The following is a 12810-nucleotide window of genomic DNA, read 5'->3' as shown; positions in this document are numbered from 1 at the left end:
GAATTGGCTTACCGCTTATCGCTGGACCGGATTGGTCCCTAGCGATTGCTGGATTTCTTGCGAAGAAGCCGTGTATTGAGCACTTCGCTGCGTATCACCCAGCTGACGGTACATCTGAGCCAAGTTATCGAGCGGAATAACCAGTTTCTGCCGGAATGACGGATCCTGAGCAATTGCCGATTCAATGAGTGATTTTCCTTGTTCACTCAATTCGACACCACGTTGACGATGACCGATCGTCCAGTAGGAAACCCCCATGCTGACCAAGGATTCGCCTCTCTCGTCCAACAGCAGCTCTTTCAGCTTCGGTTCATTCAGATGAGGAATTGCACGATCGTACCAGTCGGCCGCTGCATGGTGGTTCTTCTTCTGAACGGCTTGGATCGTGCCAGCTCGGAAGAAAACGAAGCCCAGCAAGATATGCTCTTCCGTGTTCACTTCGCGCCCAACCATGCCTGCTTTGACATACGTACGGGCCTCGTCCGCCAACGATAATGCTTCGAGGTAGCGTCCTCGTTCGTTCTCCACGAGTACGGCTTTGGAAAGTGCTAGTCCCATCTTCCATTCGATGGCACGATGCAAAAACGGATCGTCGGTTTCGCGAACGATCTCTCGATAGCTTCCGAGGATCTGGTCGACCGACTCGCTTGGATCGAAGTTGTGGGAAAACGAGCCATGTGCCATGAGCGACTGAGTTAGCAGTTTCAACCGTAGAAGGTCGGTACCTTCTTCGTTAGTCATCACGTCGTCAACGTAAATCTTCGCTCGGCTGAGCCACTGATTGACCGTCTCTGGTTTCTTTTCCCAGTCACCCGTCGCAATATCCATGGCAAGCGACGTGTGAGCATCGATCAGGACCTGTTTGGCGGTGCGGCGAACATCGCGATTCGGATCGTTCACCAGCGGTGAGGCCGTTTCGATCGCCTTCACATGACGCGAGACGGCTTCCGCATTCTTCGCTGGCCCAGCCATTTGCAGCAGATCGCCCCATTGGCAGTAAGCTGCGGCACGAATCTCTCGAGCAACGGTCGAATCCTCAGCAACTTGCTGGGTGCTTTGAAGTGCGCTATCGATGTTTCCGAGGGTGGCCGAAAGCATGCTGCGGTGCAAACGGAACTCTGGCTTCGCTCCAACGCCTGAGATCGCATGCCGTGAAGCCTCGAAAGCTTCCTCGGTCCGACCAATTTGTTCCAGAATCTTCGAGGTCTCGTGCCAGGCTTCAGCACAGTGTGGTTCTACTTCGAGCGCCAGACGATAGTCTTCCAAACGATCGCGATAGGCCAACGACGACCTGCTTTGGGCACGAAGCAAGTAACCTTCCGGTGAGCGCGCTTGCACGATGATGCGATCGATCTTGCTTGAGTTCGTATCAGTCGGCTGGGGCAACATGATCGACTTCTCGGGATAGATCCAACCGAGGCTGCGACCCGTCGAATCGCGAACATCGGCTGGCGTGATCTGCGTCAGATCGAACTTCACTTCCACGTCATCCAGCGTCATTGGTTGCGAGGGAATCAGTAACAAAGAGACGATCTTCTCGCCATCGATGGCGACTTCCACTTGGTCGAATCCAGGCCGGTTTTCGTACAAGCGAACTCGTTTCTCTTGATCAATACGTCGCTGCTTGGCTGGTTCGCCCCATTGCTGATCCAAACGGGCCAAAGAGGTCTCGCCTGGCATCAAGTTGCAAACCGACAACGAATCATCTTCATTGGAAACCGTTGCCACACTGCTAGTGGATTCCGGAACGGTCACCATCGGATTGGAATTCGCTGCCTCTGAATTGACGACCGTAAACCGGGAGCCGGGTGGCTGCGGCAACTGTAACGGGGGTTCGGCCGAAGCGGACGGGTTGTCAGACGTTGAAGGCGGAATCGGTTGTTCTTGGAAAGCCGGGGTGCCTGCGGGAGCGGCCGGATTGGCAATTTCTTCGCGACGGATGCCACGAACTCGTAGCGGACCATTCGCTTCGCGCAGCTGATTACGAGCTGGGTAGGAAGGAATTACCTGAACATCTAGTTCCTGGTCAGGCGTAGGAGGCGTCTCGGCGGAGACTAGCCGAACGTGGGAAGAGGCGTTCGGAGTGATCGGCTCGTCTTCTGGTGCGAGAGACAGAGAAAATGGTCGACGTGGCGCAGGCTCAACCGGCGCTTCAAGCTTGGTCGGCGCAACGGGCTCGTCTTGGAGCGGTCGATCCGTTTCGTCGAGCATAAGACGAATCGGGTCGCCGTTTGCCAAGCTAAGTGGCGCAAACAGCAAAATGGTTGCTAACGTACGTGTGAATGTGGTCGGAATCCGCATGTTTCCCCTCGGCCAAATCGCACTGTTCCCGATAAACTTTGCCGTATGGGCACAGTTCAAGGCGGGACAAGTATAGCGAGGCCCTCCATTGAGCCAAGAGCAATTTCCGAGCTGCTAGCAAACCGAATGAAGCTAGCATTTCGACATCACCTAGGATTATCGCGGATGTCGACGAGAATGACCGTTAGCGATGCGAACTAATTCGAATCGCTTTTGGCATTGAAGCAAAGCTCGAGAATCGAAAAGTCATCCGAGAGTTGATCAGTCCCGCTTAGTTTTCGGACGTGATGAAAGAGGTGATCCATCTTGCTGGCCCCAGTAGGAGCGGAGACATTCATGAACTGGATGAATTCCGCGAACGTCCATTCGCCTCCTTTCTCTAAGTGAATCTCGTGAACGCCATCGCTAAAGAGATAAAGGCGCGAAGGCGATTCGATCACGCGCGAGAAGATCTCGAATTCGGGCCATTCGATCATCCCCATCATCGGACCGCCTGAGGCGAGCAGAACGGGTTCGGTCGCTCCTGGTTCGTACAGCAGAGCATCTGGATGACCACCCCCGCCCCAGGTTAGTGTGCTGGTAGACTTTTGGAACACGCCATACCACATAGTGAACATCTTGTTGTCATGCTTCTCCATGGTGAACGAGTCGTTTAGTTGCTTGAGGACCTGTCCCGGATGGCGAAAGTCGACTCCTGGCAAGGTGACGGAACGGACGACGTTGATAATGCTGACCGCCAGTAAGGCGGAATCAATACCATGACCGGTAACGTCTAACAGATAGATCGCCAAGTGATCACGATCGATCCAGTGATAGCCCATCGTATCGCCACCAAGCGCGGCCGAAGGCACATAACGCCAGTCGATTGCAATCGGCCCTCGGATGGGTGCGGGGATCAACCGCGCGACATAGTCGGCCCCGGCATCGAGATCGCGCTGCATCCGTTGATTAGCAACCTGAAGTTCGTTGGTTCGCTCTCGTACCAATTCCTCAAGGTGCGCGTTGTATTTCTCGAGTTGTTGATTCTTTTCGCGTAACTCTTCCAGCAGCGCCGCACGCGATTTCATGTTGATTCGGCTACGCTGCATATCGAGGAATTCCGGCGATAGCGAGCCAGGCAAGTTCGGTAACGACTTTCGCAAGCGAATCTCTTCCCGCGAATTGTCGCAAACAACTAGCGACGTGTCATCAAATACTTCTCGCAAGACATCCGGCACGGTCATTTTGTGGGAGAGGACAAATCGCAAACTTAAAGCGACCTCGCCATACAACTCGTCTAAATCGACGTAAAGCTTGCCCGGCTCTCGGTGCAACAGAAGCTGCCGCACGAGTTGCGATAGCGATGTGGCCATCCGGGTAGCCATCGATGAGTTAAAGCCGAACGCCGAGGCTAGTCCCAAGATCTTCGTGCGAACTTCGATCACCGCAGACTGGTCGAAGATACAAATTTCACCCAAGTGTGTTCTCATGCGTACCTCACTGCGATGCACGAAGCATCATCATGGGGACGCCCAAACTGCATGACGATTCGCCGGGCGCTGGTCGGCATCGAATCGATACGTAACTGAGGGCAATCGTCTAGATCAAAGTGACTGGAAACACCGTCGCTATGTAGCAGCAGCAAGTCGCCGCTTACCAGGTTCGTCACTTCGACCGATGGAGTGCGAATCGATTGGCCAACGACTCCTTCCCTCGTGAGCAAGTGGCGTGAATTCTCACCGATCATTCGACAAGTAGCATTGCCAATGCCGACATATCGAATCTCACCACATTGGGGTTCGATCGTGCATAGCCCGATGACGGCTCCACGGCCATGAATATGTTGTCGATGAAGCGCCTTCAGGAGACCAAGCAAATCTTGCTTGTCACTCCACGATCGAATAAACGCTTCGATTTCGACGGCAGTATGATGAGCTTGCGGTCCATGGCCGAGGACATCGATCAACGCCAGGAATACAAACTCAGGTTCGTGTTCCACGATCGCAACGTCGCCGCCGACGAAATGCCCCATTGCGTTGCGAACGTACTGTCCTGTTTCGAGTTTTGGTAGGGTCATTACTTCCATTTCCTTGCTGTGACCCTCGTTCCCTTTCCGACTTCTGATTCAATTTCAAAGTCGTCCATGAGACGCTTCACCCCAGGCAATCCTAGTCCCAAGGTTCCACCGGTGCTGTGATGGTCGCACATCGCGGTGTCAACGTCCTCAATCCCTGGTCCGCGATCCCAGGCAACAACCTCGATGCCTGGTCTGGTAAGCTGACTAACGGGGCGAAGAATGACTTCGCCTTGCTTGGCATATTTCAAAATGTTGCGAGCAAGTTCCGAAACCGCCGTGGCGACCAAGGCAACTTGGTTATTCTGCAATCCGATCGATTCGGCCAGTTTACGGGTGGCCATGATCGAGCGAGCCAGGCTTGCTTCGGAGTTTATCCATATCCGCATCTCCTTCTGGTTCATGGTGACAACTTATTATGTTCCCCCGTTGGCTAACATCGGTTGCAAAACCTCGAAGGCTTGATCGAGCGTGAGTGCCGTTTCCATCTCTTTAAAGTCGATATCGAAGTCCATTAACGAGCAGACAATCTCAGGCTTAATGCCAACTAACATCGATCGTGCGCCCATTAGACGCGACATGTGCATGATCTCGCGAATCGATTCGAACTCGACCAGATCCATGATGTCGACGCCTGATACATCGAGCAAGACCGCGCGAGTTTGTGTTTGACGTATCTTCTCAAGCAAGTCTCGCTTAAAGCGAAACAAGACGTTGTCATTCAGATCAATCTGAATCGACGCGACCAAACAATGGTTGGTCAACTGCATCGGAATTCGCGGCGCCAAGGTGGTATCGTGGTTCATGATGGTGTCCCGTCATTTTGAAGGGCCACTTTCATGTCGCCGAACGCATCTCTTAAAGCATCCTTTAAGGTTGCCGTTGTTCGAATGTCTCCGACGTTGATGCCCAGTTCGACAATCGTTTGAGCGATCGCCGGCGAGACGCCAGAGATCGTACAGGTGCAGCCCATCAAACGAGTTGCCTTCGTAATTTTGATCAAGTGATTTGCAACTGCCGTATCAACGACCGCCACACCGCTGATATCGAGAATAAGACTCCGCGAGTGAGTGTCGGCGATCTTATGTAAGACGGCCGTCATAATATCTTGAGCTCGTTTGGAATCGATGATGCCAACGATCGGAAGCATCAAGATATCGTTCCACACTTCGGTAACCGGAGTCGACATCTGCATCAACGAATCATGCTGCTCAGCAATGATGTAATGCGTCTGCCGCATATAGGTGTCAACCACGATTGCCGTATCTAACATGATCAGCTTTGTGATCGCTTTCAGGGACCGCGCGTAACGCTCGTGGGAAAGGGATTGATCGTACAGCACGTCGGTCCAAATCCGCAGCGAACGATACATGCCGCTCACATACGTCGGCAACGAAAGGCCGACCCGGGCATGACTGGCGCCGATCGATTTCCGTTTGTGAACGTACGCCTCGTCGATATCAGCGGAAAAGAAATCACGCCAATAGACCAGTTGTTGATTTTGGACACGCTGCAGCGTGATGGGGTCAGAGAAGTAAAGATCGAACTCTGGCTGGGTTCTCATCCAATCGTAGAACTCTTCCACGAAGTCATCCAATTTAGGGAGAACGATCTTCGAATACTCCAGGAGTAGTGCTAGATCTTCTTCGGTTACGTGGTAGAGTTCGCGAAGTTCCGCAGCTGACAAGTTCCCGAGATCACCGTGCGCATTCATGAGTCAGGCTATCAAGTTGGAGGCCGTCAAAGTAGTAAATCAAGTGCATCAAAATCAGCAAAGACGCGCCTGGAGGAACGAGTTCATCCTAGTTGTCGTTCTTTGCGAAGTCGAGCAATCTTGCTGGTCGTTTTTGATTCCTCTTCCGTAGTGAAATTCATAGACGGAAACGTGGAATTGAACCAATCTGCCTCAACTCGTCCTCAGTCGGAAAATTTAAAACACGAAAGCGCGGTGGGTAAGTTTCTAGGTCTTCTAATTTGGGATTGAGAATGCCTTGGACAACATCCCACCGGCCACTGGCCAAAGGCTTCATGTGATGCTGATCCATAAAAACAACAATATCGGTCTTCGGCAATAATGCATAAGGACACTCTGGCCAAACGCAATAGGAATAGAGATTACGGGGATCTAAATCACGAAAGAGATAGTAATTCGCGACAAAGCCCTTTCGCCCAGATTCGCTCAATACACTCTCAATGGATTCGTGTTGCTCACGGTACTCGGTAGAGAGCCCTTGCAAACGCAATTCGTTCATTGCCTGGTGTACTGGATGTCCGACTGGAGGAAGCCAGGTCTGCCATCCCTCTCCAGTCATTCGGCACGGCGTCAAACTTATTGGCCGTGGATCTTTTAGATGCTGTTTCGCGATATCGATCATCAACTGCATGCCCACGTCATCTTCATCACCCGTAATCATCAAGCAGTCACGCGTCGGAGCCATGGCGACTGGGAGACCTTGAACAGGCAAGTCACGAATGCGGTCAATCAGCAAGATTCGGGAAGCGTCGTAATTGTCCTGGTTTCGAAACAGAAATAGACGCTCATCGAGCGTGGTAACCACGGCTTTGATTTGATCGAGGTTTTCCAGTGCCGTTTCCATCAGTTCATAAAATGATCGATTCCATTGCGATAACCGCTCAGGATCGATACTCCGCATCGCTTCAGGAAGATCGTAAATGGGTAGTGCGAGTAGATGACTGCCGACTTCGATGTAGGGCAGTTCGAATCGCGGCTTCCCCTCGAGCCGACGTTGCAGGTTATCGATTTCCAGGTAAGCGCGACTGCGGACGATCGGCAAAATATCGCACTGGGCATCCTCGAAGGATTCCGGGATTGGTTTGTGATGCGATAGGATCGCTCTTGCAATCCGAGTCAGATAACTTTCCCGCTCACCAGAGGAGAGACGTATATACTCGTTGAAGATGTTCCCCAGATTCGCGACTCCCGCCAACTCGCCCTGTTCGAAGAAGCGGAACTGGTAGGCGTCCCGTTCATAACGGATCTCGCGGGTCTCGCCAGCATCCTTGACCCGACGTAGAAGCCTGTCGGCGAAGTCATCGCGTTTCGAGGAGCCGAAAAGGTATCGGAGTAGGTCCATGGCACATCCGCCGAAAAAGAAACGGTCGCGATTCGATTGCGCCTGGTTCTATTTTATCCCCCATGGTGACCGGAACCAATCGAAAACGTCCCTCAAGTAGGCAACTATGCGGTTTCTGACGCCCTATAAAGTGCGAGGAAGTTGGTAAACTAGCAATCTTTCGACTATTGTTGAGAAAAATTGCCCTAACAACGGTCGATAAGAAAAACTGGTACGATAACAATCATAGCTATCACATCCATGGCGGATCTATTGATTGACACTTTTAGCAATGTGCTCCGGCCGCGATGCAATTTTCCTCCTCTAGTCCACCACCTTCCCAGACGCCCACTCGGGTTGTGCTGCGTGTTTTCTTGGACGGAAAACAGCAAAAGATCTTCGACGACCAAGCTGGCCGTGAAGTCGAGGAACTGAATCTTCCAGATCGACTCATTTTAGGACGCCAGGATGTGACCAAGGGCGATCCCATGCCCTTTCGGACGATCACCTTCACCGATCATCGTAAGCTAATTGTCACGCCTTACGAGCGTCGCGAGATCTCGCGACGCTCGCTTGATCTGACCCTCGACCCGCTGGGAAATTACCTTCGCGTGGGAAATATTGGGACCCATGAAGTCGAGGTGGCACCAAGTGGCGAAGGGCGAATTGCCCATCAACAAGTCCGCACGTTCGTGGTCGAGGATCTAAAGCAACAGCCGATCCGGCTGATGATTGCCAAAAACATCGCCATTGAAGTCGGGGTCAAGGGAGTTGTCGCCGAGCACCAATTCCCGGAACCGACTTTGAGTCAAACTAGCATCTCGCAGAGCGTCACCGACGTGGCAATGATGCTGCGGCAAAGTCGGATGAGTGATGGTTACGCGACGCCTACCGGACCTTCGAGTGCTGATATCGAGAGAATCCTGGGCGCCGTTAGTGCCGTCCTGGAGAAAGCGGCCAGTTCGCCTGACTTCTTCACGACCGCTGCGGAAAATGTCTGTAAGCTGGGAAACTTCGATTCCTGCTCTTACCTGGGACTCGATTTGACCGCCAATCAATGGCAATGCGAAGCAACCTGGCCAGCTTACGACTCGGTAAACAACGAGGGGCCTCACTTCGACGGGAAGGCCCTGGAATACATCTGGACGAATCGCAAGACATGGGCGACGCCAGCTTCCTTTGGCGAGGCTTCCGTTTCCGAACGGATCGTGGTGACGCCGGTATTGTCGCACAATTCGGTGGTCGGAGCGTTGTACGCCTCGAAGCAAAAGGGAATGTTGGGCGACGATGTCTTGGCCGATTGCGAGGTGAAGTTTGTTGAAGTGATCCGCGACTGCTTAACGGTCGGTCTCGAACGTCTGAAACAAGAGCAGGAAGCGGCCAAGCATCAAGTTTGTCTGGCCCAGTTTTTTCCGCCAGGAATTGCCGACCGCATTCTCTATGACGAGACGTTACTGGAAACTCGCGAAGAGAACATCTCAGTCTTGTTTTGTGATATTCGCGGCTTCAGCACAATTAGCTCGGCGATTGGTTCGATCCGCACGCTGGAGTGGCTGCGTGATGTATTGGGAGAGCTCTCCGAAAGTGTCATTCGTCACTCAGGCGTATTGCTGGAATACGTGGGTGATGAAATGGTTGCCATGTGGGGTGCGCCTGACTCACAGCCAGAGCATGCGGATTTGGCATGTTTAGCTGCAATCGACATGATCGGTAAACTCGAACGTTTGAACCAGGCTTGGTCTGACCGTATCCCCGATCATCTTCTACCCTTCGGCTTGACGATCGGCATCAACACGGGCGACTGCGTGGTTGGGAAAAAGGGGACCGAGTACAAATACATGTGGGGTCCGCTTGGGCCGACGGTTAACATCGCGAGTCGCGTTCAGGGCGCGACTAAGCACTTCTGTCCGAAACGGGTTGGCGAAGACACGGCGACCATTTACTTGCCGCCGAATATTCTGATCACCGAAGCTACACGTCTAGCACTCGGGTCCAACATGCCAACTCGGCACCTGGGTTCGATTCAGGTGGTGAATATCCCCGATCCAATTCGGGTCCATCAACTGGCAACTTCGACCGCCGGTCAGTGGAATCATTTACGTGAAAACTACGAGCACGCTTTGCTTCAGTTTGAGTCACGGAACTTCCTTGAGGCGCTTAATACGCTCGACAACATCGCCAAAATCGACGAACTTCGCTCGGATGGGCCGACTCGTTGCTTACGTGACCGAGCATTGGCGCTACTTCAAAATCCGAAACTCGTCGGCGACGATCATCCGACTTGGTTGCTAGACCAGAAGTAGTCCATCTTAAGAAAACGAAACACGTTGGCCGGGTCAAAGTCACCGTTCCCACACATCGACAGTTACCGGCCAACGCGTTCGTTCAACGCCCATGACACTTCCCTTGGCCCTCTTATTCAAACTAGCTGAAACCGTGACCGAGATCGTTTCTCAGGCGTCTGTAGCTTTTAAGATACTGGTGGATGAGGTATAACAGAAATATCTTGTTCCTATCTGGATGATAAGTGATACCTATGGAAATTCATCAGCTACGCTACTTCGTAGCGGTTGCCGAACTCGAGAATTTCACCCGTGCTGCCGAGCAGTGCCATGTGACGCAACCATCGCTCAGCCAACAGATCGCGAAGCTGGAGCGCGAACTGGGAACGCGACTGCTCGATCGGCTCGGTCGTAGCGTGGTGCTGACCGATTCCGGAAAAGAACTGCTTCCGCGAGCGCGACGGATTTTGAAGGAAGTTGATTCGGCCGAAGGATGGTTCAAACGTCCCGACGGGCCAGAGGCAATTTCGCTTCGCCTGGGTGCCTTGCCGACGATTGCTCCCTTCCTGTTACCCGAGATTGTCTGTCATTTTCGTGACGAGCTCCCGCAGGTTTGTTTAACCATTGTCGAGGATTACACAGACCACTTGCTGGCGCGACTGCAGAAGGGAACCCTCGACGTCGCCATCATGGCCTTGCCGATCGAAGATCCACGACTCGAAGTGGAACCACTTTTTCGTGAGTCCCTGCTCGTGGCGATGCCCCCGTCCCATCCCTTGGCCGAAAAGCCGACGGTAGCATTTAACCAAGTTCGTCAAGAAGGATTTGTGCTATTGCATGAGGTCCACTGCCTTGGGGAACAAATCTTAGGCTTCTGCCGACAGCAAGAGTTTCAGCCAAACGTCGTTTGCGAGAGTGCTCAGATATTTACAATTCAAGAGATGATCCGTCAGGGACTTGGCATTTCGCTGTTGCCCGAAATGGCGATCGACCCAGATGATAAGTCGATCGTCTATCGGCCCATACGGAAGTTTCAACCATTTCGCACAATCTGCGCGGCTTGGAATCGCCACCGAACTGTAACGACGCCGCAATCACGATTGTTGGAGATGTTACGAAGAGAAGATACGACGGCTTAAAACTGCGTGCCCTGATTAACGGTTGAATTATACGTTCAGATGATCGAAGTAAGCGCCTTCCACCAAGTCGTCTTCCGTGATGTCAAGTTTACTCATCAGGTCAAAGGCGATCGCCTGACCTTCTTCTTCAGCTTGATCGTCGGTCAGGACGACTTCTAATTCGAGATAGGAACCCAGGTCTTCTACTTCATCCAAGTGGATCCGAGTCTGGCCGATCAAATAGAGCGTGCGGGTTTTCTTTACGGTTCCAATCAACTGCAAGGCGTCGGTCAGTAAAAGACCCAACTGTTCAGGATGGATAATGGGTACGCGACGGTAGTGCGATGTCTTCGGCCCGGCTAGGTCGCTGCGGCGATAGAAGATTAACTCGGCATGTTCGCCGTTGATTTGCCGCAACTTCAAGCGACCTTCCGGCACGCGATAGAAGTGATCGACTTGCTTGAGTACCACTGGGCCCGAGTCCGCTAACGGAACGATCCGATCTTCTACGTCGGATCGTCGCGTGAGTCGGGCTTTGATTTCAGTGTTACGAGCCATGATGTCGATTCTTCATTGTCGTGAAGCCTAGACCATTTCGTCGGCAATAAAGCTCTCGAACGTCTGGCGGCGACGGATCACACGGGCTTTGCCATCTTCGATCATCACTTCTGCGGCAAGTGGCTTCGAATTGTAATTCGAGCTCATGCAGTAGCCGTAGGCTCCGGCACATTCGATCACCAGCAGATCGCCGATTGTCGCTGGCGGCAGTTTGCGAGCGCTGACGAAGCCTCCTTCTTCCTGGGTGAAGATATCGCCTGACTCGCAAAGTGGTCCCCCGACGATCACGTCGTTCGTGGCTTCGAGTGCCTGGCCATCTTTGCGAGCCAAGGAGATCGGATGATAAGCACCGTACATGATTGGTCGCGCCAAGTTGTTGAAACCAGCGTCGGCGACGTAGAAGAGGTTCGTTCCCATCTCTTTCACGGCGCGGATCTCGGCAATCAGATAACCGGCTTCCGCCGACAGGTAGCGACCTGGTTCAATTTCGAGCGAGATCGAATGATCGAACGCCTTTTCCAAATTCTTGCGGGTAGCGTCCCACAGCTCGAAGTATTTGTCGAGATCGACGTAGGTTTGCTCGCTGTTGTAAGGAACTGGTAGGCCGCCACCGGCGCTGATGGTCTTGATGCTGCGGCCAACTTCCAGGGCAGCCTTTTCCATGGCATCGCACACTTGCGATAGATGATGTAGGTCTGTTCCACTGCCGATGTGCATATGCAGCCCGGTGATTTGCAGACCATTGGCATCGGCCAACATCAGGCAATTGCTCAACTGTTCGTGCCAGATACCGTGCTTTGACTGCTGACCACCCGTGTTGGTCTTTTGGCTGTGACCATGCCCGAAACCTGGGTTGATACGCAAGGTGATCTCACGGCCGGGTGCCATTTCGCCAAGCTGACGGATCATATCAGGCGAACCACAATTCACGTGCAGTCCATGTTCGACACAAAGCTCTAAGGCTTCGCGATCAAAGATATCGGCCGTATAAACGATCGGTGGAGGATCGCCATGCTTGTCATAGCCGGCAGCTAATGCTCGGCGAATTTCCCAGGCACTCACGGCATCGACAACTACGCCGTGCTCTCGAACCAGTTTCAAAACAGCCAGATTCGAGCATGCTTTTTGAGCGTAGCGAACCACATCGAACGAAGCCAGGTCGTTGATACGTTCCACGATTTTGGCGGCATCGTAAACGTAGGTAGGAGTGCCAAATTCAGCGGCGAGCTCTGTTACGCTAACGCCAGCGATCTCTTGACGCGAGGTCGAAAATGTGGGGACTTGTGGCATGTCGATAACCATAGTTGAAACAGGCAATAAAACGTGACTTTATTGTAATGCGACACGGGATTTAGCCCACCGGGCGCAAAAAAAGGGAGACCTTTTCGGAAAAAGGTCTCCCCCCATGTGGATTGCTAAGGAAA

At 52.8% G+C, this 12810-nt stretch carries 11 protein-coding genes; 2 read left to right on the top strand and 9 right to left on the bottom strand.

Annotated elements, in window-relative coordinates; genetic code table 11:
* Positions 1-15: 15 nt before the first annotated feature.
* The 7 genes from C5Y83_RS18940 to C5Y83_RS18910 all read right to left on the bottom strand — a co-directional run bounded on the left by C5Y83_RS18940 (position 16) and on the right by C5Y83_RS18910 (position 7449).
* Positions 16-2301: a hypothetical protein gene (locus C5Y83_RS18940; RefSeq protein ID WP_105331319.1), complete on the bottom strand. Its 2286-nt coding sequence runs from the start codon at positions 2299-2301 to the stop codon at positions 16-18.
* A 197-nt stretch (positions 2302-2498) separates the two neighbouring features.
* The gene (locus C5Y83_RS18935) at positions 2499-3770 is read right to left on the bottom strand and encodes a PP2C family protein-serine/threonine phosphatase (protein ID WP_105331318.1); all 1272 of its coding nucleotides are present in this window, start codon (positions 3768-3770) and stop codon (positions 2499-2501) included.
* Complete coding sequence (locus tag C5Y83_RS18930) at positions 3767-4357, bottom strand: SpoIIE family protein phosphatase (protein ID WP_158262410.1); 591 nt, start codon at positions 4355-4357, stop codon at positions 3767-3769. The genes C5Y83_RS18935 and C5Y83_RS18930 overlap by 4 nt, the downstream gene beginning before the upstream one ends.
* The gene (locus C5Y83_RS18925; RefSeq protein ID WP_199195073.1) at positions 4357-4743 is read right to left on the bottom strand and encodes an ATP-binding protein; all 387 of its coding nucleotides are present in this window, start codon (positions 4741-4743) and stop codon (positions 4357-4359) included. The genes C5Y83_RS18930 and C5Y83_RS18925 overlap by 1 nt, the downstream gene beginning before the upstream one ends.
* A 27-nt stretch (positions 4744-4770) precedes the next feature.
* Complete coding sequence (locus tag C5Y83_RS18920) at positions 4771-5160, bottom strand: STAS domain-containing protein (protein WP_105331315.1); 390 nt, start codon at positions 5158-5160, stop codon at positions 4771-4773.
* A complete protein-coding gene (locus C5Y83_RS18915; RefSeq protein WP_105331314.1) occupies positions 5157-6068 on the bottom strand; it encodes a protoglobin domain-containing protein in 912 nt (303 codons plus the stop codon). Before C5Y83_RS18915 ends, C5Y83_RS18920 begins: the two co-directional genes overlap by 4 nt.
* Positions 6069-6225: 157 nt before the next feature.
* Positions 6226-7449, bottom strand: coding sequence for a DUF1444 family protein (locus tag C5Y83_RS18910; RefSeq protein WP_105331313.1), 1224 nt, complete (start codon positions 7447-7449; stop codon positions 6226-6228).
* A gap of 287 nt (positions 7450-7736) precedes the next feature.
* Here C5Y83_RS18910 and C5Y83_RS18905 point away from each other — a divergent pair, with 287 nt between their 5' ends.
* Together C5Y83_RS18905 and C5Y83_RS18900 are read left to right on the top strand one after the other, a co-directional pair.
* Entirely contained in the window at positions 7737-9731 is a 1995-nt protein-coding gene (locus C5Y83_RS18905; RefSeq protein ID WP_105331312.1) for an adenylate/guanylate cyclase domain-containing protein, read from the top strand.
* A 233-nt stretch (positions 9732-9964) separates the two neighbouring features.
* Positions 9965-10849, top strand: coding sequence for a LysR family transcriptional regulator (locus C5Y83_RS18900; protein WP_105331311.1), 885 nt, complete (start codon positions 9965-9967; stop codon positions 10847-10849).
* Between the two features lie 27 nt (positions 10850-10876).
* On the opposite strand, the gene C5Y83_RS18895 is transcribed toward C5Y83_RS18900, so the two are convergent.
* Together C5Y83_RS18895 and lysA are read right to left on the bottom strand one after the other, a co-directional pair.
* Complete coding sequence (locus C5Y83_RS18895; protein ID WP_105331310.1) at positions 10877-11386, bottom strand: class IV adenylate cyclase; 510 nt, start codon at positions 11384-11386, stop codon at positions 10877-10879.
* 27 nt (positions 11387-11413) lie between these two features.
* Entirely contained in the window at positions 11414-12676 is a 1263-nt protein-coding gene (gene lysA, locus C5Y83_RS18890) for a diaminopimelate decarboxylase (RefSeq protein WP_105331912.1), read from the bottom strand.
* Between the last annotated feature and the right edge of the window lie 134 nt (positions 12677-12810).

Source organism: Blastopirellula marina (assembly GCF_002967765.1).
GTDB classification, from domain to species: Bacteria; Planctomycetota; Planctomycetia; order Pirellulales; family Pirellulaceae; genus Bremerella; species Bremerella marina_A.
The sequence above is the reverse complement of the archived record's forward strand: the minus strand, read 5'-3'. Positions and strand labels throughout refer to the sequence as shown.